Annotated in this window: 19 protein-coding genes; 12 read left to right on the top strand and 7 right to left on the bottom strand. The window is 68.9% G+C overall.

Annotated features, from left to right (window positions below):
- Nucleotides 1–42 precede the first annotated feature (42 nt).
- The 3 genes from BM172_RS03400 to BM172_RS03390 all read left to right on the top strand — a co-directional run bounded on the left by BM172_RS03400 (nt 43) and on the right by BM172_RS03390 (nt 4010).
- Nucleotides 43–1212, top strand: a complete 1170-nt coding sequence (locus tag BM172_RS03400; RefSeq protein WP_177218776.1) for an alginate export family protein — start codon at nt 43–45, stop codon at nt 1210–1212.
- 105 nt (nt 1213–1317) lie between these two features.
- The gene (locus BM172_RS03395; protein ID WP_026634002.1) at nt 1318–2415 is read left to right on the top strand and encodes a serine hydrolase domain-containing protein; all 1098 of its coding nucleotides are present in this window, start codon (nt 1318–1320) and stop codon (nt 2413–2415) included.
- Nucleotides 2416–2543: 128 nt separating this feature from the next.
- Entirely contained in the window at nt 2544–4010 is a 1467-nt protein-coding gene (locus BM172_RS03390) for an FAD-dependent monooxygenase (RefSeq protein WP_026634003.1), read from the top strand.
- On the opposite strand, the gene BM172_RS03385 is transcribed toward BM172_RS03390, so the two are convergent.
- The 7 genes from BM172_RS03385 to BM172_RS03355 form a co-directional block, all read right to left on the bottom strand.
- A complete protein-coding gene (locus BM172_RS03385; protein WP_081805036.1) occupies nt 3926–5221 on the bottom strand; it encodes a type III PLP-dependent enzyme in 1296 nt (431 codons plus the stop codon). The two genes, BM172_RS03390 and BM172_RS03385, sit on opposite strands and share 85 nt — an antisense overlap.
- Before the next feature lie 27 nt (nt 5222–5248).
- Nucleotides 5249–7003: an IucA/IucC family protein gene (locus BM172_RS03380; protein ID WP_026634004.1), complete on the bottom strand. Its 1755-nt coding sequence runs from the start codon at nt 7001–7003 to the stop codon at nt 5249–5251.
- Entirely contained in the window at nt 6981–8159 is a 1179-nt protein-coding gene (locus tag BM172_RS03375) for an MFS transporter (RefSeq protein WP_026634005.1), read from the bottom strand. Before BM172_RS03375 ends, BM172_RS03380 begins: the two co-directional genes overlap by 23 nt.
- The gene (locus BM172_RS03370) at nt 8156–9952 is read right to left on the bottom strand and encodes an IucA/IucC family protein (RefSeq protein ID WP_026634006.1); all 1797 of its coding nucleotides are present in this window, start codon (nt 9950–9952) and stop codon (nt 8156–8158) included. Before BM172_RS03370 ends, BM172_RS03375 begins: the two co-directional genes overlap by 4 nt.
- Nucleotides 9949–11169, bottom strand: a complete 1221-nt coding sequence (locus tag BM172_RS03365) for an ATP-grasp domain-containing protein (protein WP_026634007.1) — start codon at nt 11167–11169, stop codon at nt 9949–9951. The genes BM172_RS03370 and BM172_RS03365 overlap by 4 nt, the downstream gene beginning before the upstream one ends.
- A gap of 342 nt (nt 11170–11511) precedes the next feature.
- Nucleotides 11512–13620: a TonB-dependent receptor family protein gene (locus BM172_RS03360; protein ID WP_035322452.1), complete on the bottom strand. Its 2109-nt coding sequence runs from the start codon at nt 13618–13620 to the stop codon at nt 11512–11514.
- A 31-nt stretch (nt 13621–13651) separates the two neighbouring features.
- Entirely contained in the window at nt 13652–14380 is a 729-nt protein-coding gene (locus tag BM172_RS03355) for an HpcH/HpaI aldolase family protein (RefSeq protein WP_026634009.1), read from the bottom strand.
- A gap of 196 nt (nt 14381–14576) precedes the next feature.
- On the opposite strand from BM172_RS03355, the gene BM172_RS03350 reads away from it, so the two are divergent.
- From BM172_RS03350 to BM172_RS03310, 9 genes are all read left to right on the top strand, one after another.
- Nucleotides 14577–15671, top strand: coding sequence for an XdhC family protein (locus BM172_RS03350; protein WP_026634010.1), 1095 nt, complete (start codon nt 14577–14579; stop codon nt 15669–15671).
- A complete protein-coding gene (locus BM172_RS03345) occupies nt 15668–16267 on the top strand; it encodes a nucleotidyltransferase family protein (protein ID WP_026634011.1) in 600 nt (199 codons plus the stop codon). The genes BM172_RS03350 and BM172_RS03345 overlap by 4 nt, the downstream gene beginning before the upstream one ends.
- A gap of 50 nt (nt 16268–16317) precedes the next feature.
- Nucleotides 16318–16866: a (2Fe-2S)-binding protein gene (locus BM172_RS03340; protein WP_035322453.1), complete on the top strand. Its 549-nt coding sequence runs from the start codon at nt 16318–16320 to the stop codon at nt 16864–16866.
- Nucleotides 16863–19133 (top strand): xanthine dehydrogenase family protein molybdopterin-binding subunit, encoded by a 2271-nt coding sequence (locus BM172_RS03335; protein WP_026634012.1) that lies wholly within the window; start codon nt 16863–16865, stop codon nt 19131–19133. The genes BM172_RS03340 and BM172_RS03335 overlap by 4 nt, the downstream gene beginning before the upstream one ends.
- Entirely contained in the window at nt 19130–20455 is a 1326-nt protein-coding gene (locus tag BM172_RS03330; protein ID WP_026634013.1) for a cytochrome c, read from the top strand. Before BM172_RS03335 ends, BM172_RS03330 begins: the two co-directional genes overlap by 4 nt.
- A 301-nt stretch (nt 20456–20756) precedes the next feature.
- On the top strand, nt 20757–21740 hold the full coding sequence (moaA, locus tag BM172_RS03325; protein ID WP_026634014.1) for a GTP 3',8-cyclase MoaA: 984 nt from the start codon (nt 20757–20759) through the stop codon (nt 21738–21740).
- Between the two features lie 3 nt (nt 21741–21743).
- Entirely contained in the window at nt 21744–22745 is a 1002-nt protein-coding gene (gene moaCB / locus BM172_RS03320) for a bifunctional molybdenum cofactor biosynthesis protein MoaC/MoaB (RefSeq protein WP_026634015.1), read from the top strand.
- An 8-nt stretch (nt 22746–22753) separates the two neighbouring features.
- The gene (locus BM172_RS03315) at nt 22754–23989 is read left to right on the top strand and encodes a molybdopterin molybdotransferase MoeA (protein ID WP_026634016.1); all 1236 of its coding nucleotides are present in this window, start codon (nt 22754–22756) and stop codon (nt 23987–23989) included.
- On the top strand, nt 23986–24246 hold the full coding sequence (locus tag BM172_RS03310; RefSeq protein ID WP_026634017.1) for a MoaD/ThiS family protein: 261 nt from the start codon (nt 23986–23988) through the stop codon (nt 24244–24246). Before BM172_RS03315 ends, BM172_RS03310 begins: the two co-directional genes overlap by 4 nt.
- The last annotated feature ends 10 nt before the right edge of the window (nt 24247–24256 follow it).

The following is a 24256-nucleotide window of genomic DNA, read 5'->3' as shown; positions in this document are numbered from 1 at the left end:
GCCAGGGCGTGGCGCTCGTGTCTCGTGCTGGCCGGCGGGACCATGGCGGCGATGTCGGCGGCGGCGGGCGAACCCCCTGTCGAAAGCGGGCCGTTCCTGGACCTGCGCTATCGCTACAGCAACCTGTATTCGCAGTCGGCGCCGTTGCGCGGGCACGCCAATACGGCGCGCCTGCAGCTCGGCTATCGGTGGGCGATCGGCGACGGCTGGAGCACCTATGTCGAGGGCACCGCCGTGCGTTCGCTGTTCGGGCGCCAGTACGACGACACCTCCGGACGCCGCCTGCCGTATCCGATCGAGGCCGATCCAAAATCCACCGGCCTCACCAATGCCTGGCTCGAATACCGCGACGACGACGTGCGCGTGCGCGTCGGCCGCCAGTACGTGCTGATGGACAACGGCCGCTTCGTCAGCAACAACGGCTGGCGGCAGACCTCGCAATCCTTTGACGGCGTCGGCGTCAGCTGGAAGGCATGGGCGGGCGCCGAACTCGGCTATCACTGGCTGGACCAGGTCAATCGTACGGTCGGCGAGGATTTCCCCGATCGCCTGCAGCGCCGCTGGAAACTCGACGCGCACCTGCTGCACTTCGACCAGGCCCTGCCGCTGGGCAAGCTCACCGCCTACGGTTACTTCATCCGCAACCGCACGCGGCCGGCCAATTCGGTGCGCACGCTTGGCGTGCGCTGGAGCGGCACGCGCAAGCTGGACCCGGACGGCGCGAGCCTGGGCTGGATTGCCGAGGTGGCTCGCCAGCACGATTACGGCAACAACCCCGCGCGTTTCAGCCTGGGCTATCACCTGGCCGAAGTCAGCTATGGCTATGCGCCGTTCTCGCTCAAGGCGGGCGAGGAGCGCCTGGGCGGCGATGGCGTCACGCCGTTCAATGTGGCCTATGGTGCCGCGCGCGCTTTCAATGGCTGGGTCGGTGCCTTGCGCATTCCCGCGGCCGGATTGCGCGACCGCTACGCCGGTGCCTTCGGCCAGTTGCCGATCGCGCGCAAGGCGAGCTGGCAGGTGGTCTATCGCCACTTCACGCCAGTGCTCGGTGGGCCGGCGCTGGGCAACGAGCTCGATGCGGGCATGCTGTTCGACGTGGGCCGCGGCGTGACGCTGGAAATGCAGTACGGCGACTATCGCGCGCACGGCTACGGCGTGGACGAGCGCAAGCTCTGGCTGATCGCGCAGTACCGCTTCGGCCGCCAGCCTTAAACGGGTTCGGCCAACTTCCGGCACTTATCGCCGGCTCCCGCTTCCACCGATAAGGCTGCGTCGACTAGCGCGCACCGGCGGCGCGCTCCACGCGGAGGGAAGGGCATGGCGAGCAGGCGGCGTTTCGTGCAGGGCATGGCGGGTGCGCTCGCCGGGGTGTGGCTGGCGCCTTCGCTGCTGGCGAGCGAGGCCGGCGCAGCAAAAGGCGTAAGGAAGGTCGTCGATGATTTCGTGAAAGCCAATGGCTTTCACGGCGTCATTCATCTCGTGCGCAACCGGCGCGTGGTGTTGTCCGAAGCCTTCGGCATGGCCGATGTGGAAGCGGGACGCCGCACCACGGTGGAGACGCTGTATCCGCTGGCCTCGATCAGCAAATGGTTCGTCTCGATCGCCGTGCTGCGGCTGGTCGAGCAGGGCAAGCTGTCACTCGATGGTTCGATCGCCGATTACCTTGCCGGTTATCGCGCCGACACCGGCGCCAAGGTGAAGCTGAAACATCTGCTGTCCAATTGCAGCGGCATTCCCAATGGCTTCTCGCCACAGGTCAAGGCTGATCCGGCGATATGGACCAAGGCCTATACCACCGGCGAAGCGATCAAGGCGTTCTGTTCGGGAGACCTTGCCTTCGAACCGGGCAGCCGGTTCTCCTACGATCTCACCAATTGGATCCTGGTGAAGGGCATCGTCGAACAGGTCACCGGCCATGAGTTCGCGCAGGTCATCGACGGACTCGTACTCACTCCGCTGGGTTTGAAGCAGGTGCTGCCGCGCTATACCGACGAGGCGCGCGCCCGGGTCGCGATCGGCTACGCCACGATCGATCCCCCGGTGCGCAAGATGAACCCGCAGCTGGTCTATACGCTGGCCTCCGGCGGCTATTGCGGCACCGCGACCGAGCTGGTGCGTGCGGCCGAAGGCGTGTACGGCGGCTCCTTGCTGAGCGCTGCCTCGCGCGAAGCCTTGAGCACGATCCTGGTGCCGACGGAGTCTTATGCGCTGGGCGGCCGGGTCAAGGCCGTGCAGGTCGATGGCACGGCGCAGGCGTTTGCGTGGGAGACGGGACGAACGGACGGCTACCGCTCGCTGCTGGCGCACCGGCTCGACGGCCAGTCCACCCTGGTCCTGCTCAACAACACCGACCTGAGCCAGAAGACCATCGACCTGTTCGCCGAGGCGGTATTCGCCGCGGAATCGCAGGCATAAAAAAAGCAAGGAACGTCTCCGTCCTTGCCGCTTCCAGAGTATAGCTCACCCCCCGGCTTGCCGTAAGGCCCGGGGCATGGCGCAGCATCGCCCACCGTTGCCGTAGCGGCAGACCTGAGGGCGATGCGATGACAGAACACGAAGTGGTCATAGTCGGTGGTGGTCCGACCGGCCTGATGCTTGCGGGCGAATTGGCATTGGCGGGCGTGCATGTCGCCATCGTCGAGAAGCGCGCCAACCAGGACGTGCCGGGCTCGCGCGCGGGCGGCTTGCATCCGCGCACGCTGGAAGTGCTGGACCAGCGCGGCATCGTCGACTGGTTCGTGGCAGAGGGGACGCGGCATCCGCATGCGTATTTCCATATCGCGCTGGATGTCAGCGATTGTCCCACCCGGCATAACTATGTGCTCGGCCTGTGGCAGAAGCATATCGAGCGCATCCTGGCGAGCTGGGTCGATACCTTGCCGGTGCAGTTCTACCGCGAACGCGAGGCGCTCGGCTTCGAGCAGGACGATGAGGGCGTCAATATCAGCCTGTCCGACGGCACTGCATTACGCGCCCGCTACCTGGTTGGCTGCGACGGCGGCCGCAGCCTGATCCGCAAGATCGCCGGCATCGAGTTCGCCGGATGGGACGCAAGCAAGAGCTGGCTGATCGCCGAGGCCCTGATGGCCGACGAGCCTGCCTGGGGCTTCCGCCACGACGCGCAGGGCACGCATGGCATCGGCAAGGCGGAAGACGGCCGTGTGCGCATCGTGCTGACCGAGGCGCAGCTCAACACCCGCAGCGAGCCGTCGCTGGACGAGGTCAGCGAGACATTGGCCGCCATCTACGGCACCGACTTCGGCATCCACGACGCCACCTGGGTTTCCCGCTTCACCGACCTGAGCCGCCAGGCCGCGGCCTATCGCGAGCGGCGTGTGCTGCTGGCCGGCGACGCCGCGCACGTGCATCCGCCGATGGGCGGGCAGGGCCTCAATCTTGGTGTACAAGACGCGGTGAACCTGGGCTGGAAGCTCGCGCAGGTGGTCAAGGGCGTGGCGCCGGAAAGCCTGCTCGATACCTATCACGCCGAACGCCACCCCGTTGCCGCGCGCGTATTGCGCAACACCATGGCGCACGTCGCGCTGCAGCGCAGGGACGAGCGCAGCCAGGCCCTGGCCGGATACCACGCCGAGTTCCTCGCCATGGACGAGCCGCGCAGGCGCATGGCAGCCGAAGTGGTCGGGCTGGATATCCGCTACGACGGCGGCGAGGGGCATGCGTTGCTGGGACGGCGCATGCCGGATCTCGAACTCGTCACGGCGGGCGGTCCGCTGCGGGTGTTCAGCCTGCTGCATGAGGCGCGGCCCTTGCTGCTTAACCTGGGCGAGCGCGGTGCGCTCGATGCGGCGATGGCGCCATGGGCGGATCGCGTGCGCTGCGTCGATGCGAGCTGCGCCGGTCCGTGGGAGTTGCCGGTGCTGGGCGACGTCGGCGCTCCCTGCGCGGTGCTGGTCCGTCCTGACGGTTATGTAGCCTGGGTTGGCGAGGGCAGCGACGACGGGCTTGCCGCGGTCCTGCCCAGCTGGTTCGGACCGCCCGCCCGGACGTAGCACACCTCTTCAGCCATGCTTTCGGCCTGCAGAAACGCCATCCGCGGCGCCGGATGCATCAGGAAGTTCTGGTGCGAGATATTCCACGCATAGGCGCCGGCGAGCGGGAACAGCAGGCAATCGCCCGGCGCCAGCGCTTCGACCGGCTGTGCGCGCGCCAGCACATCCTTGGGCGTGCACAGCTGGCCGACCAGGGTGACGCGCTCGTGCTCGATCAACGGTGCATGATTGCCGCGCAGGATCCGGAACGGATGATCGTGTCCCTGCGCCGGCGGCGTGCGGAAATGGTGGGTGCCGCCGCGCGCCACGGCGAACCACTCGCCGTGGTTGCGCTTGATGTCGAGCACTTCCATCGCGTACCAGCCGCAGGCGACGCTGACGTAGCGGCCGGGTTCGAAGCGCAGGCGCAGGCCGTTGGCATGCCGGTCCAGCACGCCGCGCAGGCCGGTGCAGAAGCCCAGCCAGTCGAAGGAAGCGGAGGGATCGGCGTAGTCGACGCCGAAGCCACCGCCGGCATTGACCACGGCGAAGTCCAGCCCGTAGGCGGCTTTCCAGCGGTTCGCGACATCGAGATACGCACGCACCAGGTCGAGCTGCATGCGCGCATCGCGCTGATGGGACATCAGGTGGAAATGGAAGCCTTCCAGGCGCAGCCGTGGATGCTCTCGAAGCATTGCGACGGCCTGCGGCAGATCCTGCTCGTCCATGCCGAACGGCGTGGGCTTGCCACCCATCATCAGGCGGGTATCGCCGATACCCGGCACGGCGATGTTCATGCGCAGGAACACTGGCACGTTCCGGTCCAGGCCGTCAGCGATGGCTGCGAGCCGCGCCAGTTCGCCCAGGCTTTCCACGTGCAGCGTGCAATCGGGCAGTGCGGCGGCCAGCACCAGTTCGCTGTCGAGCTTGCCGGGCCCGCCGAACAGCAGCGGATGTGCCGGCTGCTGTTCGTGCAGCCAGCGCAGCTCGCCGCCGGAGGCGGCCTCGAAGCCGTCCACCCATGGCGCCAGGGTCCGCAGCACGGGCGCCTCGGGGTTGGCCTTGGCGGCGTAGTACAGCTCGCAACCGTGCGGCAGGGCTTCGCGCATCCAGCGGACGTGGCGCTGCAAGGCGTCGAGGTCGTAGACGTAGGCGCAGATCGGCTCGCGCGATTCGATACGCCAGCGGGCGAGGAGCGCTTCGACGGGTTCGGGGGAGCAATGCAGTGTCATGCGTGCGTGCCTGGTTGGAAGCTTGGCTCAGGCCACCTGCCGCGCGGCGGCAGGCGGGCTGATCGGGTTGGCAAGATAGGTGTAGTCGGAGTCGCGATCCGCGCGCTTGAACAAGCGGGTGCGCAGGTTGTTCTTGCTGGGCAGCGCGTCGCCTTCCAACAGGCCTTGCAGCAGCGGCTGCGTACCGAAGCGCTCCTGCCAGCGTTGCGCGATGGCGCCGATGCATGCCCATAGCCGGTCTTCCAGTGCCGCATCGCCGTCGGCGAGCTGGAAGATCGCCTCGGCGAGGTTGTTGACCAGCGCGCAATAGGCCACGCGCTTCCAGCCCAGTTCCTGGCTGTAGTGCACCGATTGGCGGGCGCGTTCCGACAAGGCGCCCAGCTGCTGTTCCGGCCACCGTTCGCGTACCAGTTTGGTGCCTTCCAGGTCGCGCACCCATACGCGCGACGGCATGCCGCGGTCGAAGCCGAGCACGGTGTTCTGCAGATGCGGTTCGAGCACGATGCCGTGCCGGAAGAACGCCACCCATACGCCATCCAGCAGCAGCCCGGCATACGCCTCGAACCAGGCCACGGCGGCGCGCGCATAGCCGCTGGCCGATATCCCCTGGCGCAGCATCGTCTTGCACACGCTGACGCCGTGGCGATCGTGGGTGAACAGCGCGCCCGCCACCTGCGGGTGGTAGCGCTCGCGCACCAGCGCGCCGGGGTTGTCGCGATACAGGATGCCGAAGCTTTCGGTCAGCTCGCGGTGCGCTTCCGGGTCGCCGCCGAGCGCGCTGAAGTCCAGCGTGGTCGCCGCCGGTTCCAGCAGCACGCCGAAGCCCGGCACGCGCTCGCCCACGTCGCGCCATGCCGGCTCCAGCAGCTCGGTCATCGCCACTGCGCTTTCCAGTTCGTACCAGGCGTTCTTGCGCACGCAGTTGGTCAGGCGGACGTGGATCGACATCTTGAGGAAGTAGTCCAGTTCCGCGTGATACATCGTGCGCACCGACGAGGTGGGCTGCAGCTGCATGCCGCGCATGCCCAGCGGCTCGATCCAGCCGCGTTCGCGCGCCTCGCGCAGCAGCGGATGAGCCAGCAGGCGTTGCGCTTCCCAGGGGTGGCAGGGATACAGATGCTCCTCGCCGCCGACTTTGGCCAGCGTGGAGCGCACATTGCGGCCTAGCGTGCGCAACAGGCGCGGATCGATGCGGAACCAGTACAGCGGGATGTCCACGCGCGCTTCCGGCGAGCAGGCGAGCACCTGCCCGATGGGGACGCCTTCGCGGCTCTTCGGCGCGGGATGCAGCGCATGCCCCCACAGCATGCCTTGCTCGGCGTCGATCAGCGCGTCGCCGCGCAGCGGCGCGGCAGCGGCATGCTGCAGCAGATGCCGGGTGATCTCGATGCTGTTGTCGGACTGCGCCAGCAGCTCGGCATTGAAGCCGCATTCCGGCGCCAGGCGCTCCAGCAGGAAGTGGATGGTGGCGTGCGCGTCGGCGCAGCGCCAGGCTTCGCCTGTCGACTTCAGGTATGGCGCCGAGGCGTAGGTGCAGCGTCCGAGCCGGCTGCCATGGCCCAGGCGGATGCACAGCGCATAGCCGGCCTGCGCGAAGTCGATGCGCAGCAGCGGTCCTTCGCCCAGCGCGAGTCCGGCGGGCCGGTCGAGTCCGCGATAGTCCAGGTCGGCCTGTCCGCGCGGCAGGGCGAACTCGCGCAGATAGCAGTTCAGCCAGCAGGTGATGGCCTGCGCATCGGCCTGGGCCGCGTACCACTGTTCACGCATCGCTTGCTGGAGCATACGGTTGCCTCGAGGGTAGGAAGAGAAAGAGCCGGACCGCGCAGAGCAGTGCACCGGCGCCCGCCAGCGTCGCGGCGACGAAGGGCATGGCCAGTCCCCAGCGGTGCACCAGCGCGCCCGCGGCGACGCCGCCGAGCGCGCCGGCCCATTTGCCGCAGGCATCGAAGCGCCCGAACAGCCGTCCGGCGCCGCCGCGCCCGGCCTGTGCACTGAGCGCGCGATTGATGCCGCCGATGGCCAGCAACATGCCGATGCCGTAGAGCACGCGCGCCGGGGCGAGCCAGGCCGGATCGGCGAGCACGGCATGGCCCAGGCAAGCCAGCGAGAACAGCCCCAGGCCGATCAGCAAGGGCCGCTGCGGCGCCGGCGAGCGAGCGCGCAGCCAGGGCAGCAGCACCAGGTACACCAGGTGCGGCAGGCTGTAGTAGAGGCCGGCATGACTGTCGTTGCCGACGCCCAGCGCTTCGCTGTAGGAGATGAAATAAGGGAAGGTGACCACCATCGCGAAGCAGAACAGGAACTGCACGAGCAGCAGGGGCAACAGCTCGCGCAGGTTGTCGTGCTCGCGCGGGCCGGCATGCGGCGTCGCGGTTGCGCCAACCGTTGCGACCGGGTCGGTCGGCAGCAGCCAGGTAAGCGCAAGCGCTAGCAGCGGCAGCACGGCCAGGTAGGCGTACAGCGTCTGCGCCAGGCCCAGCCCGGTAGCCAGGCCGAGCAGAGCAGGTGCGGTCACCATCGCCAGGCGCGCGGAGAACTGCGTCCAATCCAGCGCGCGGGTCAGCGAGCTGCCTTGCGCCTGCGTGGCCAGGTACGCATTGGCGGCGGCAAGCGAACCGCCGCAGGTGCCCTGCACGATGAGCGCGAGCACGAACCACGGCAGGCTTGGCGCGCAGCCGGCCAGCACGAAGCCCAGCGCCAGGCCCGCCTGCGCGCGCATCAGCGAGAGCTTGCGGCCGTAACGGTCGGCCAGCCGTCCCCACGCCGTGGCGGTCAGCGCGGTGCAGACGGTGGGCAGCACATAGAGCAGGCCGCTGAGCCAGTCCGGCGCACCCGGCGCGAGTCCGGCCAGCACGCGCGGCATGAACACCGGCATGCCCAGGGCGGTGAAGGCCGCCAGGTAGTGGGCGGTCAGCACGGCGGCGAGCGTGCGCATCAGGCGGCTCCGTCGGCCTGGCGCGCCGAGCTGTCGGCGTCGTCCGCCAGCATGAAGTTCGGGCCGCTGTCGCCATAGAACTTGTTGATGTCGCTGGCGCCGGTGACGCGCTTGCTCAGCAGGCTGCCGGCGCTGAGCAGGTATTTCACCGGCAGCCACGGCGCCTGCAGCAGGCGTTCGGCCGGACCGGTGTCGATGCCTTCGCGGGCAAGTTGATCCAGCGTGGCGCGCAAGGTCTGCCGCAGGATGGCGTACATCGGTTGCCGCGCCGCCGGTTGCCAATCGGCGATGCTCTCGAGCACGGCCAGCAGGTCCAGCTGCAGGATGATGGTGCAGAACATCCGCGCCAGCGCGGCATCGTCCTCGACCGGGATGCGCGGGTCGCGCAACGGGCCGAGCGTATCGAGGTTCGGCAGGCATGCGCGCAGGCGCGGCAGCAGGACGCGGGCGGAATCGTTGTCCTTCATCAGCAGCCGCGGCGGCTGGCCCGGCGTGTAGATCAGCACCGCGTTCTGCTGGTTCGCTTCCAGGGCCACGCCGTAGCGCAGCCACAGGCGCAGGTGCACATGGCTCAACAGTTCCGCATAGGCACGCCACCAGGCGAGCAGGTCGCCATGGTGGAAACGGTCGGCCAGGTGCGCGGCGAACGGGCGGCCGTCGGGCATCGTGCTGCCCAGGGCGGCCGCGGGCACCAGGGTGGCCTCGGGCAGGGACGGGTACTCGCGCACCAGATAGGCCAGGTGCTTGGCTTCGTCGACGTGGCCGCCGTGCGCCTCGTCCACATGCAGGTAGCGTCCGCACAAGGCTTCGTCGTTTTCGGCGATGGCGGTCAGCGCCTGTCCGAACCAATGGCCGTCGTAGATCGTCGACGGCTTGATCAGGCGCAGGTTCAAGGCGCCGAGCGTGCGCATCAGCAGCGGCAGCTTGATGTGCTGGCCGGGGTGATCGACCGGCATCACCGTGCGCACCGACAGCGTCGGGCGCACCCATAGCCAGGCACGCGGCGCGCGCTGCGTGTGCGGCGGCAGCGGGAACGCAGCGCTGTCGTGCAGGCGCGGCCAGGTCAGCGGATGTACCGGCAGCAGGGCATGCGTGGAGACCAGCGCATCGTCGAGGCCGAGGTCGCACATCCGTGGCCAGAACGCGGGTGGCTCGCTGGTCAATTGCAGGCGGTCGCGTGGCACCGCCAACCAGTGCAGTTGGAAAGAAGGATCGAATTCCGGCGCATACGCGCGCATGTCGGATTCGCCGAAGCCGGACTTGGCACGCGCCGTGGGATAGAACGGGTGATCGCGATAACTTGCCACCTGGTCGCAGCGTAGCGCGCGTTCGTCCCAGCCGGCGCCGTCCAGCGCGCCGGCGAGCGCATCGGTCCGCTCCTGGCAGGCCTGCCGCGACAGGGTGCGATGCTCGGCGGCGCAGCGTGCCTCGGCGGCGTAGTCCAGGTGCAGCTGGCGGGTTTCCTCGTCGAGGCCTTCCGCCAGCAGCTGCAGCCAGGCATCCGCGCCATGCTCGTAGACCAGGCCTTGCGCCGTCTCGCGCAACCAGCCGTCGCCGATGGCGCGCAGGCTCTGCATGTAGTCGCTGGCCTGCACCGGCAGCCAGAGCACGCCGCCCGGAAGATGCGCGATGCGCCACCAGTGTTGCGGGAACGCAGCTGCCGGCCACGCCTGCCGTGCGCTCGCCGCGGGCTGCCCCGCGCTGCCGCGATGCACGATGCCGCGCACGTCCTCGCGCAGGCAGCAGTCGATGATGCGCCAGGCGATGTAGGCGCTGTCCTCGCTTGCCGTGCTCATGCTTCCGCTCCCTGCATGATCTGCCAGTGCAGTTCCGGTTCGACCGCATGCAGCGCCTGGCCGAGATCGTGCTCGGTCTCGGCCACGATGCTCAGCACGCCGAGATAGTCCTTGTTGGAACGGCTCAGGCGGATCTCGTCGCCCTGCTGGCGCAGGCGGCGGTAAGCGACATGCGCGCGCTCGTGCTGGCGCGCCTGGTCGTCGCTGATCTGCAGCAGCCGGCCTTCCTCGCGCGCCACGTAGTAGCGCACCAGCGCGTGTTCGCTCGACGGCTGTGGCGGCGCCAGCGGCTGGCCCAGGTGCAGGCGCAGGATGCCCTCGAACCAGCGCTGTCCGAACATCCGGTCCAGCATGAATTCGCGGCCGTCGCCGATGCTGCGGTAATTGATCTCGACCAGCACGGGGCCGCGCTCGGTGAGGATGAATTCGCTGTGGCAGACGCCGAAGTCGACGCCGAAGGCCAGCACCTGCGCCAGCGCCTGCTGCCGCTGCCGCAGGCCGGCCGGGCCGTTCCAGCGCGCTTCCAGCTCGATGAAATGCGGCGGGTCGGACAGCGTCACATCGAAGCCGCCTACGGCCTGAGTTTGCTTGCGGTCGCTGAGCGTTTCGAGCGTGAACAGCGGACCGTGCAGGAATTCCTCCAGCAAGACCGCACGCCCCGGGTGGCGTTGCCAGAACGCCTGCAGGTAGTGCTGCAGCTCGCCCGGGTTGGCGCACAGCTGCACGTCGAGGCTGGCCACGCCTTCACGCGGCTTGGCGATCAGCGGCCACGGCGCATGCGCGGGGACGGCCTGGCCGGGCATCAGGCTTTCGAACCACGGCGTGGGCAGGCCGAGCGAGCGCAGGCGCTCGCGCATCGCGGCCTTGTTCTTGGCCGCGTAGCACACGCGCCACGGCTTGCCCGGCAGACCGAACGCCTCGGCCACCAGGGCGGTGCTGGTCTGCAGGTGATCGCTGTTGGAGAACACCGCGACGGGACGGATGCCGGCGCCGTGCAGCACGTCGATCACACCCAGCGGATTGAACACGTCGCACTCGATGATCTGCTGTGGCGCGTGCTGCGGTTCGGCGCCGAAGTATTCCAGGTGTTCGAGCCGGTGGTCGGTCAGCAGCACCACCGGCAGACCGAGGCGATGCGCGGCGGGAAGAAAGCCCTCGGTGACCGCTGCATGGCGGACGTGGGTCAGGATCACCAGGGGCGACAGGTTCTCGGTCATGGAGGCATCCGTGTATTGAAGCAGCGCGCAACGGGCCAGCGGATGCGTGTGGCGGCCGATGCGCAAAATCGCACGAGCCATCCACGCGTCATCCTCGGCCGTGCGCCGAAGGGTTGGTCTGGGCTGTGGTGGCTGGGCCGGGAAGAACATCCCGGCTGGCTCGGTAGTGCTGCGGTCCGCCGCCGGCACGCCGATCGCGATACATCCTTGCCTTATCGCGAGAGGCTCAGGTCCGGTGCCGATGCGGATACTTCATCTTGCATGGACACAAGTATGTGCTGCGTCAACGCCGGGTTGCAGTTGCAAGACAGCTTGCGGCGGCGTGCGATGCGTCACGTTGTGTCAGAACGCAAGTTCCACACCCGCCGTTACCGTGCGGCCCGGCGCCGCCTGGCGGCCCCACGGGCTGGTGTCGATGCCGCGATACCAATAGCGGCGATCGAACAGGTTGTTCACCGCCAGCGTGCCCTTGAGCGTGCTGCTGCCCGCGCGCATCAGCATCTGTGTGAACTGCATGTTCCATACCCAGTATGAAGGCAGCTGTCCGACCGAAGCGATGGCGTTCTCGCGCACCGTGTTGGCGGCGTCGCTGTAGGCCTTGCTGAAGTAATAGCTGGTCAGCGCGACGACGGTGTCGCCACGGCTGTAGCTCGCGCCGAGGTTGAGCTGGTTGCGCGAGGTATACGGCACGCGCCGGCCGGCATACTGGCCGGACTGCTGGCTGGCGTCTAGATAGGCATAGCCGGCGCTGAGCTTGAGCGCACGCAGACTGGGCGGGCTCCATTCCAGCTCCAGCTCCGCGCCCTGGTGGCGGGTCTTGCCCAGGTTGGCGTAGGTGCGCGTGGTGTTGTCGAGCTGGATCTGCTTGTCGAAATCGATGCGGTACACGTCGAGGTTGATGCTGGTGCCCTCGACCGGCATGTAGCGTGCACCGGCCTCGTAGTTCCAGGCCAGCTCGGAGTCGAGGTTGTCGCCGTAGATGATCTGCGTCACCTGCGGCGCGCGCAGGGAACGCTGCGCGTCGGCGTAGACGTACCACTGCGAGCTGGCCTTGTAGCCGACGGTGAGGCCGGGCAGGGCATTGCGCACATTGTTCTGCGTGCTGATGCCGTTGGCGCGGTTGAGATAGGTGGAATTGAGGTGCTCGTAGCGCAGGCCCGGCGTGACGGTCAGGCGGTCGTTGAACAACCCGATGGCGTCGCTGACATAGGCCGACCAGGCGCGATCCTTGAACTGCCAGTTGCGCACCAGCGTGTACACACCGTTGTCCAGGCCCGTGTTGCCGACCAGGAAGTCGATGTCCTCGCGCACCGCGCGCACGCCGGCGGTCCACTGCTGCGTGACGTTGCCGGAATCCACGTGCAAGGCGATACGCGGCTCGCTGCCATAGACCTTGAAGCCGCGCGGCGCGCTCTGCAGCAGCTGCGGCGCCAGGTCGGGGCGCCAGGTCTCGGTGGCGAGGCGGCGCATGCCGACGATGAAGTTGCGGCTGCTGTCGGCGCTGAAGTTGGTCCAGGTGAACTGCGACTGGTCGAACGGACCCCAGGCGCCGAGATCCTGCTGCCAGGTGAGCGAGGCGCGCGTGGTGCGTCCGGTGAAGCGGTCCAGCGGACGGGTGGCCTGGCGCGGATTTTCCTCGTAGTCGGCGACCGACAGCGCGCCGGCCATGTCCATGTTGGCGACGTAGCGCTGCACCTGCGCCTTCAGCAGCTTGTCGTCGGCCAGCCACCATTCGGCGCGCAGGCGCAGGTTCTTCACGTCGGTGCCGCTGTGCTCGCGCCAGTACTGGCCCTTGTTCCAGTCGGCATCGACCTGCAGGCCGAAATCCGGCGTGAGGTAGCCGCCGGTGCTCAGCGTGGTGTCGCGCAGGTAACGGCCGGCACCGCCGGCGGTGATCTTCTCGCCCAGCGTGGTGGTCCAGCGTTCGGGGATGGGCTTGCTGACCAGGTTGATCACGCCGCCGACATTGTTGGGGCCGTACTGCACGGCAGCGCCGCCGCGCACGATGTCGATGCGGTCGATCTGATTCATGGTCACCGGGAACAGCGACAGGCTGGTCTGGCCGTACGGCGCCAGCGACAGCGGGATACCGTCCTCCAGCACCTGCACGCGGCCGCTGCGGCTCTCGTACAGGCCGCGCAGCATGATCTGCGGCAGCACGCCGGTGCCGGTCTCGTCGAAGATCTTGATGCCGGGCACCTGTTGCAGGGCGTCGTCGAGCGAGCGGTTGGCGCCGTTGGCCAGGTCCTCGCTGCCGATCACCTTGCGGCTGCCGGCGTAGGTGCGCACGTTTTCCTTCGAGGAACTGCCCAGCACATTGCCTTGCACCTGCACGGCTTCGAGCTCGCGCGGCTTGTTCGGCGCGGTGGTGTCGTCCGCATGTGCGGTGGCGGCGCAGAGTGCGCAGGCGATGGCCAGGCCAAGGAGATGCGGGCGGTGTGTTCCGGTCACGTGAAGTGTTCCAAGCGGGGAAGGGGGAAGCTCAGGACGCGCGCAGGGCGGCGGCGCGATCGCGCAGGGCGGCCAGCAGCAGGCCGCGGTCTTCGCCGGCGAGCATCCAGCGCACCTCGCGGGCGGCCCAGTAGCGCAGTTGTTGTTCGTTGCGCGGGTTGGGGCAGAACGGGATGCCGGCGGTGTCGCAGCAGTCGGCGATGTCCTGCAGCCGCTGCCACACGTCGGCATGCAGCGGTTGCGGACCCAGGCCGAGGTCGAGCGCCAGGTCCAGCGCGCCTTCCATCACCAGCGAGATGCCGGGCACGGCGAGGATCTGCGGCAGCGCGCGCACGCCCGCTTCGCTTTCGATCATCGGCACGACGTGGATCTCGCGGTTGGCCTGCTCGATGTAGTCCGGCAGCGCGGTCTTGCCGAAGCCGGTGACCCGCCCGCCGGTGATGCCGCGCCGGCCCAGCGGCGGAAAGCGCGCGGCGGCGACGGCGCGTTCGGCCTGCTCGACCGTTTCCAGGCGGGAAATCACCACGCCCCTGGCGCCGGCATCGAGCACGCGGCCGATCAGCTTCTCGTCCACTTCCGGCACGCGCACCCATGGCGCGCAGCCGCCCAGTTCGCAGGCGCGGATGGCGTGCTGGAGTTGGTCCGGCGAGAGCAGCACATGCTCCAGGTCGAGCAGCACGAAGTCATAGCCGGCATGGCCCAGCATTTCGCACAGCAGGGGGCTGGGTACGGATTGCAGGAGTCCGATCGAACGCGGCATGCGTGGCTGGGCCTAGGTGGGAGGGCCGCCAGCATAGGTTTAATGAGAATGATTATCAACAAGTCGCGACCGCGAAGTGTCGCCGACGAAACCCATTTCGTGATCGCGAGCACCGCGTGCGTCAACGCCGCCGCGGTTGCCAAGCGTCGGAGCGGACGACTAGCATGGTCGGGCTGACACGGGCAGGCGACATCGAATGAATGCTTCGCAGGAGTTCCCCCAACTCTTTGCGGCGGTCCAGCAGCTCCGCGCGCGCAGCGCGCCCGAGCCAGCCGCACTGGCCACGATTGTCCGCACCAGCGGTTCGACCTTCCGGCGTGCCGGCGCCCGCATGCTGGTGCATGCCGACGGCACAGTGACCTGCGCCCTGGCCGGCGGTTGCCCCCAGCGCGACATCGTGCTGCGCGCGCAGCGCGCCATGGCGGAGCGCACGCCCGCGCTGGTGCCCTACAACCGCGAATCCAACCTCGACCTGCTGATGGAAGTCGGCTGCGGCGGCGAGCTGGACGTGCTGATCGAGCCGCTGGTGCAGCCGGCGGATTTCCACTTCCTGGACGTGCTGGCCAGGCTGCACGAGGAGCGTGCACCGGCCAGCGTCGCCACGGTGTTTTCGCGCGACGGCGAAGTGCACACGCCGCGACCGTGGCGCCTGATCCGCCATGCGGCGGGACATTGGACCGATATTCCCGCGCAGGGTCTCGCGCAACGTATCCATGCCCTGGCGGATGTCGCCGAGGCGGGCGGCGCCGTGCTCGAGCGCGCCGAGGCGGATGGTGCGCAACTGGATGTCCTGCTCGAAGCGTGGCGACCCAAGCCCGCGCTGGTGGTGGTCGGCTACAGCGAATGCGCATTGGCCTTGTCGCGCCTGGCGCATGGCCTGGGTTGGCAGACCACGCTGGTCGAGCATGTCGCGGTGGCGCGCGAGCGCCTCAATGGCGTGGGCGCGCAGTTGCATGCCGCGCCCGAGATGCTGCCGGAACAGCTCCCGTTCGACCGGCAGACCGCGGTCGTGGTGATGACACATCATTATGAGCGCGACCTCGCCTATGTGCAGGCGCTGGCGCCGCTGCCCCTGGCCTATCTCGGCGTGATCGGCTCGCGCGAACGCGCCGGCCGCATCCGCGATGCCGTGCCCGTATCCGCCACGGCGATCCATGCGCCGGCCGGCCTGGATATCGGTTCGGAGACGGCGCAGGAAATCGCGCTCTCCGTCGCCGCGGAAATCATGGCCGCGATGCGCGCGCGTTCCGGCGCCCGGCTCAGCCGCATCGAAGGGCCGATCCATTCATGACCGCCGCGCGCGCCCTGGGCATCGTCCTGCTCGCCGCCGGCGGCGCGGTGCGCTATGGCTCGGCCAAGCAACTGGTGGCGATCGATGGCGAGCCGCTGGTGCGCCGCGTCGCGCGCGAGGCCTTGCGCGTATCGCCCTGGGTGACGGTGGTGATCGGCGCCTATCGGGAGGACGTCGAGGTCGCGCTGGAAGGCCTGCCGCTCGATACCGCCTTCCACGCCGGCTGGCCGTCGGGCATGGGCGGTTCGCTCGCCTTCGGCGTGCGACGCCTGCGCGAACGCCACCCGGAACTGACCGGCGTCACCGTCTGCCTGTGCGACCAGCCGGCACTCGGCGCCGCGCAATTGCAAGCCTTGGCGGATGCGGCCGCGCCCGACCGCATCGTCGCCGCCGATTACGGCGACGGCGTGGTCGGCGTGCCCTGTCTGTTCCCCTCGCGCTTCTTCCATGAGCTGGACCTGCTGCACGGCCCCGAAGGCGCGCGCAGCCTGCTCGCTCTTTACGCGGACCAGGTACAGGCGCTGCCCATGCCCGAGGCCCGCATCGACATCGATACGCCGGACGACTACGAACGCTGGCGCACGGGCAGCGGATAGCCCGTCGCGTTCGCGCACCGACATCGCCCATGCACAGACGCGGAGGCAACATGATCGTCCTGAATATCAACGGTGAATCCCGCTCGGTCGACGTCCCGGACGACATGCCCCTGCTATGGGTGCTGCGCGACGTGATCGGCCTGACCGGCACCAAGTTCGGTTGCGGCATCGCGCAATGCGGCGCCTGCACGGTGCACCTCGACGGCGCGGCGGTGCGTTCGTGCGTGCTGCCGGTCGCGGCGGTGGGCACCAAGGCGGTCACCACCATCGAGGGCGTCGGCGCCAGCGCGGTCGGCAAGAAGGTGCAGCAGGCCTGGCTGGATATCGAAGTCGTGCAGTGCGGCTATTGCCAGTCCGGCCAGATCATGTCGGCCGCCGCGCTGCTGGCAGCGACGCCGGAGCCGAGCGATGCGGAAATCGACGTCGCCATGTCCGGCAACATCTGCCGCTGCGGCACGTATGTGCGCATCCGCGAGGCGATCAGGCAGGTCGCCACCGGCCAGAAGGTGGCGCCGCAGACGCTGCCCAACGAAGCGCCGAACCAGGCCGCCGCGACCGGCCAGGTGCTTTCCTTCGTTCGCGTGGAGGGCGTGGCATGAACGTGCGCTTCGACCAGCCCCTCGGCGAGAGCCAACCCGACAACCCGTCGCGGCGCGAGGCTTTGAAATTGGGCGGCCTCGTCGTCGCCTTCCTCTGGCTCGGCGGCGGCGCCAAGGTGCTCGGCCGCGCTGCGGCACAAGGGCCGGTCGCGGCGGGCGATGCGGCGTTCGCGCCGAACGCCTTCATCCGCGTCGGCACCGACGGCGCGGTGCACCTGGTGATGCCGAGCATCGAGATGGGGCAGGGTGCGTACAGCGGCCAGGCCACGCTGCTGGCCGAGGAAATGGACCTGGGACTGGACCAGGTCGTGGTCGAGCACGCGCCCGCCAACCGCAAGCTCTACGCCAACCCGCTGCTGGGCGAACAGGCTACCGGCGGTTCCACCACCATCCGCTTCTGCTGGACCACCCTGCGCCAGGCCGGCGCCGCGGCGCGCGCCTTGCTGGTCGGCGCGGCGGCCGCGAAATGGAAAGTGGATCCGGCGCAATGCACGGTGGCGCGCGGCGTGATCCGGCACGAGGCGAGCGGGCGCAGCTTGGGTTATGGCGAGGTCGCCAACGCCGCCGCGCAACTGCCCGTGCCCGACAAGGTGCAGGAAAAGGACGCCGCGCAATTCGCCCTGATCGGCAAGCCGCTGCGCCGCGTAGACACCGCCGGCAAGGTCGACGGCTCGCTGCAGTTCGGCATCGACCTGCGCGTGCCGGACATGAAGGTCGCCACGGTCAAGGCCTGCCCCACCTTCGGCGGCAAGCTGGTGGCGGTCGACGACAGCCGCGCACGCCAGGTGCCCGGTTTCGTCGCCGTGCTGAAGATCGACAACGCGGTGGCCGCGGTGGGCGAGCATTTCTGGGCCGCGAAGCAGGCGCTCGATGCGTTGGACATCACCTGGGATCACGGTCCCAACGCGCAGTACTCCACCGAGCAGCTGTTCAAGGATCTGGCCGAGGCGTCGAAGCATGGCACGCCGATTCCCGGCAAGGCGGTCGGCAACGTCGACGGCGTGAAAGGCAAGGCGCTGGAAGCCACCTATCAGCTGCCCTTGCTGGCGCACGCCACCATGGAGCCGCAGAACGCCATCGTCCATGTGCGCCCCGATGGTTGCGATATCTGGACCGGCACCCAGGTGCCGGCACGCTGCGTGGATGTCGCCGCCAAGCTCACCGGGCTCAAGCCCGAGAGCATCGTGGTGCACAACCAGTACATGGGCGGCGGTTTCGGGCGAAGGCTGTTCGAGGATCCGGTCGAGCAGGCCGTGGCCTTCGCGCGGCAGGTCAGCTATCCGCTCAAGATGGTGTGGACGCGCGAGGAAGACATCGCGCACGACCGCTACCGGCCCGCCTACTACGACCGCATCGCCGCCACCCTGGGCGACGACGGCAAGCCGGTGGCATGGACACACCGCATCGCCAGCGGCTCGGTGCTGGCCACCTTCGCGCCCGGGGCGATGGGCAAGAACGGCATGGATTCGGATGCGATCGAATGCGCCGCCGATGTGCCGTACGAGTTCCCTAACATGAAAGTCGAATGGGTACGCCACGACATGCCCGAGGGCGTGCACCTCGGCTGGTGGCGCGGTGTCGGTCCCGTGCACAACGTATTCGTGGTCGAGAGCTTCATGGACGAGCTGGCGCATGCCGCCGGCAAGGATCCGCTGGTCTATCGCCGCGAACAGCTGCAGAAGAACCCGCGCGCGCTGGGCGTGCTGAATCTCGCCGCCGAAAAGGCCGGCTGGGGCAAGGGCAGCCTGCCGGCGCGGGTCGGTCGCGGCGTGGCGGTGGCGGCGCCGTTCGGCAGTTACCTGTGCGTGATCGTCGAGGCGGAGGTGTCGCCGCAGGGCGAGGTGAAGCTGCGCCGCGCGGTGGCCGCGGTCGACTGCGGCATCGCGGTCAATCCCAATACGGTGGCCGCGCAGGTGCAGGGCGGCCTGATCTTCGGCTGGACCGCCGCGCTGTACAACGGCATCACCATCAAGCATGGCGCGGTGGAGCAACACAACTTCAACGACTACCGCATGATGCGCATCAACGAGACGCCGGCGCTCGAAGTGCACCTGGTCGACAGCAAGGAAGCACCCGGCGGCATCGGCGAGACCGGCACGGTGATGGCCTTCCCGGCCCTGTTCAATGCGCTGTTCGCCGCCACCGGCGTGCGCCTGCGCAGCTATCCGATCGACCGCGCTGCGCTGGTCCAGGGGCCCGACGCGCTGAAGGCCGTCATCACCCAGGCGACCGACCGGGCCGCCGCTGCGAAGGAGGGGATGGCATGAAACTCGTGCGCATGATCCTGGCCTTGATCGCCATCGTGGTGGTGGGCGCCGCCGCCTTTACCGCCTACGCCTGGTTCATTGTCGGCGATGGCAAGGAGACCGGCGCGCCGCAACCCGCGGCCGCGGGTGCGCCGGCCAGCCTCACCGACCCCGTGGCCCGCGGCGAATACCTCACGCGTGCGGCTGACTGCGCGGCTTGCCACACGGTGCCCGGCGGACAGCCGTATACCGGCGGCGTGGCGTTCAAGATGCCGTTCGGCACCATCTACTCGACCAATATCACCGCAGACAAGGAAACCGGCATCGGCGACTGGAGCGACGACGAGTTCGTGCGCGCGCTGCATGCGGGCGTGCGCAAGGACGGCAAGCCCTTGTATCCGGCCTTCCCGTACACCTCGTATACGGCGCTGAGCCGCGACGACGTGCTCGCCATCAAGGCCTACCTGTTCAGCCTGCCGCCGAAGCACGCGCCGGCGCGGCCGAACGAGCTGTCGTTTCCGTTCGACCAGCGCTGGGGCCTGAGCGTGTGGAACGCGCTGTTCCTGAAGAAGCAGCGCTACGAGCCGGTGCAGGGCAAGTCGCAGGCGTGGAACCGCGGCGCCTACCTGGCCACCGCCCTGGGCCATTGCGACGAATGCCACACGCCGCGCAACGCCATGTATGCGCTCAAGCGCGGCGACGCGCTGTCGGGCGAAGTACTGCAAGGCTGGAAGGCCTATAACATCACGTCCGACAAGACCTATGGCATCGGCAACTGGAGCGAGCAGCAACTGGCCGATTATTTGTCCAAGGGGCATGCCAGCGGCCGCGGCACGGCCTCCGGCCCGATGGGCGAAGTGGTGCAGTACAGCCTGCAATACCTGACGCCCGAGGACATCGGCGCCCTGGTCACTTATCTGCGCGAGGTGAAACCGCAGCAGGGCAGCGCCGGCAGCGAAGTGAACGACCGGCCGGCGCTGGCGCTGGCCTCCAGCGCGAGCGCCCCGGGCGCCGAGGAGCTGGCGCAGGGCGGCCTCGGCCAGCATCTGTTCCAGGGCGCGTGCTCGAGTTGCCATCTGTGGAACGGGCAGGGGCGGCAGAGCGAGGCGGCGGCCTTGCTGGGCACGCAGGCGGCCAACGATCCGCAGGCGCACAACCTCACCCAGGTGATCCTGCAGGGCTCGACGCTGCGCACCGCGCATGGCGAGACGTCGATGCCTTCGTTCGGGCAGGCGTATACCGATGCCGAAGTGGCGGCACTGGGCAACTTCGTGCTCACGCATTTCGGCGGCAAGCCGGCGACGCTGACCGCCGACGAGGTGGCGAAGCGACGCGCACCGTAGGTTGGTGAGCGCAGCGAACCCCAACGTGGCGATGACGTCGGGAAGCCTGTTGGGGTTCGCTGCGCTCACCCCAACCTGCGCCGGCGGGTTGTCGCCTGAGCGGGACATCACACCGCACGCGAAAACGCTTGGTGTCCCAGCCCCCAGCGCCCATACTTCACCCCATGCATTGGCCACCGCCGAAGCCGGGCGCCCGCGCGTCTAGACGGGATGATTGTTAATTGAACGTGATGCCTTCCATGCGCCACCCGGACGGGAAAACGCACGCGCCTTCCCACGCCCGGAACGCGGGAGGAACGCCATGAACGTGCTTTCCGATCGCTATGGCCGCCACTTTCCCTACCTGCGCCTGTCGATCGTCCCGGCCTGCAATTTCCGCTGCACCTATTGCCTGCCCAACGGCTACCACGCCAATCCCCATGCCGCCGCGCCGCTGAACCTGGCGGAGATCGCGCGGCTGCTGCGCGGTTTCGCCGCGGTGGGCATGCACAAGCTGCGCATCACCGGCGGCGAGCCGTCGGTGCGCCACGACCTCAGCGACATCCTGCGCACCGCCGCCGGCATACCCGGCGTGCGCAAGCTGGCGATGACCACCAATGGCACGCTGCTGTCGCGCCGCCTGGGCGAATGGATGGACGCGGGGCTCAATGCCATCAACGTGAGCGTGGACAGCCTCGACCGCGCAAGCTTCGCGCGCATCACCGGTCACGACCGCCTGGACGACATCCTCGCCGGCATCGACATGGCGCTGGCCGCGGGCCTGGCGTCGGTGAAGCTCAACGCCGTGCTGCTGCGCGACGTCAACGACCGCGAGCTGCCGGCATGGCTCGACTATCTGCGCGACCGCCCGGTCGGCCTGCGCTTCATCGAATTGATGCAGACCGGCGACAGCCTCGCGTTTTTCCGCGAACACCACGTGCGCGCCGAAACCCTGGAAACGCAACTGCAGGAAGCCGGCTGGGAGGCGCTGCCGCGCGCCGCCGACGCCGGTCCCGCGCGCGAGTACCGCCACGCGGACTACGCCGGCCGCATCGGCATCATCGCGCCGTACTCCAAGGACTTCTGCGCCGGCTGCAACCGCCTGCGCGTCACCGCCACCGGCGACCTGCGCCTGTGCCTGTTCGGCGAGTTCGGCATTCCGCTGCGCCCGCTGCTGCAGGACGACAACCAACTCGAGGACCTGGTGCGCGCGATCGGCGGCCAGCTGGTGCGCAAGGAGCAGACGCATCACCTGCACGAAGGCCGCACCGGCATCACTCCCCATCTGGCATCCACCGGAGGCTGATTCATGCGTGAGCGCGACCCGCGCCCCGACCATTTCCATATGGCCGACGTGCGCCGCAAGCGCGCCACCGCCCGCCGCGCCGTCGCCGTCGGCGAACTGCAGGCCGGCAGCGCCTACGAAGATCTTGCGCATGGCCGCCTGCCCAAGGGCGATGCCATCGCGATGGCCGAGATCGCCGGCCTGCAAGGCGCGAAGAACGCTTCGCAGCTGATGCCGCTGTGCCATCCGCTGCCGCTGGAATACATCGACGTGCGCTGCGAGCGCGCGCCGGAACGCCAATCCATCCGTGTCTACTGCGAAGTGGCCACCTTCGCCCGCACCGGCGTGGAAATGGAGGCGCTGGCCGGCGTCAGCGCGGCGCTGCTCACGCTGTACGACCTGACCAAGCCGGTGCAGCCGGCGCTGTCGATGGGCGGTACGCGCCTGTTGTTCAAGGAAGGCGGCAAGAAAGGCCTGTGGCTGCATCCCGATGGAATGAGCGAGGCCGAACGCGAGCATTACCGCCCGCGCGCCACGGCCCGGCTGGAAGGCGTGGCCGCGGCGGTGATCACGCTCAGCGACCGCGCCAGCCGCGGCGATTACGAAGACCGCTCCGGTCCGCTGCTGGTGCAACGCCTGCGTGCGCTCGGCGCGGAACTCGGCGACGCCGAAGTGCGTCCGGATGATGAAGACGGCCTGGTTGCACGCCTGCGCGAACTCGCCGGTGGCGGTACGCGCCTGGTGCTGTGCACCGGCGGCACCGGCCTGGCGCCGCGCGACCGCACGCCCGAAGCGCTGGCGCAAGTCGCCGATCGCCACGTCGCCGGCATCGGCGAACTGTTCCGCAGCGAAAGCGGCCGCCATACGCCGATGGCCTGGCTGAGCCGCGCCGATGCGGTGCTGCTCGGCGGCACGCTGGTGATCGCGCTGCCCGGCAGCGCCAAGGCGGTGGCCGAAGGCATGGACATCCTCGCGCCGATCCTCGGCCACGCGCTGGACATGGTCGCGGGCGGAGGCCACGCATGAGCCACGAACTGCTCGAACCGGCCGACGCGCTGCGCATCATTCTCCAGCACTGCGCGCCGACCCCCGCACAGGATCGCGACAGCGAGCTGGCCCTGGGTTGCGTGCTGCGCCAGGCGGTGGTCAGCGCCGCGGCGGTGCCGCCATTCGACAACTCCGCGATGGACGGCTACGCCCTGAGCGGCGGCCCCGCGCCGTTAGCGGCCGGCAGCGAATGGCTGGTCGAAGGCGAACAGGCCGCGGGCGACGCCATGCAGGGCCGTGCGCAGGGCGCGTGGGAGATCATGACCGGCGCGGCCATGCCCGAGGGACTGGACCGGGTCATCCCGGTGGAGCAGACCGAACGCCTGGAGGCGCCGCACCGCGTGCGCCTGCTGGCCGAGGTGGCGCCCGGGCAGAACGTGCGCCTGGCCGGTTCAGACGTCGCCGTGGGCGAGACCGTGCTGGCCGCCGGTACCGTGCTGGCGCCGCAACACCTGATGCTGCTCGCCTCGCTGGGCGTGGCGCGCGTCAGTGTCGCCGCGTCGCCGCGAGTGGCGGCGTTGTGCACGGGGCGCGAACTGGTCGACGACCCGGCCACGCCGCTGGCGCCGGGGCAGATCCGCAACTCCAACGGTCCGTTCCTGGCGGCGCGTATGCCGCACACCGGCGCCGAACTGGCGCATGCGGAAACGGTGGGCGACGACGTCGATGCGTTTCTCGATGCGGTCGATCGCGCGCGTGCGGCCGGCAGCCACATCATCATTTCCACCGGCGCGGTCTCGATGGGCCGCTATGACTTCGTGCCGGTCGCGCTGGAGCGGCTGGGCGCGCAGGTGCTGTTCCACAAGGTGGCGATCCGCCCCGGCAAGCCGCTGCTGTTCGCGCGCCTGCCGGACGGCACGTTGTTCTTCGGCCTGCCGGGCAATCCGGTCGCGGTGGCGGCGGGGCTGCGCTTCTTCGTGGAGCCTACGCTGCGCGCCATGCTCGGCCTGCCGGCCGAGCGGCCCTGGCAGGTGCCGCTGGCGGCGGCTTTCGCAAAGAAGCCGCGCCTGCATTTCTATCTGAAGGCGCAACTGACGGTGGACGAGCGCGGACAGCTCGCGGCCACCGCATTGCGCGGACAGGAGTCGTACCGCATCCGTCCGCTGGCGGAGGCGAACGCCTGGGTTCATATCCCGCTGGAAGCGGGCGAGCTGCCGGCCGGGACGCTGGTGGATGTCTATGGGCTGGGTCATCTGGAAAGCCCCTCATGGAGCCGCGCATGAAGGTCCGGATCGCGCTGTACGGCGCGCTGCGCGAGGCGGATCCGCGCGGCCATCTCGAACTGGACGTGCCGCCCGGCAGCACCATCGCCGACCTGCGCGAACTCCTGGCCGCACACCTGCGCGAGCATGCGCCGCAGGTCAACGCCGGCCTGGTGCGCATTTCGGCCTTCGCCAGCAGCGAGGAGATCCTGCACAACCACCGCGAGGTGCCGGCGGATCTCGAGTTGGCGGTGCTGCCGCCGGTGAGCGGAGGTTGAACATGGAAAG

The organism is Dyella marensis (assembly GCF_900112865.1).
GTDB lineage: Bacteria > Pseudomonadota > Gammaproteobacteria > Xanthomonadales > Rhodanobacteraceae > Dyella_D > Dyella_D marensis_A.
This window is presented reverse-complemented; position numbering and strand designations above follow the sequence as displayed.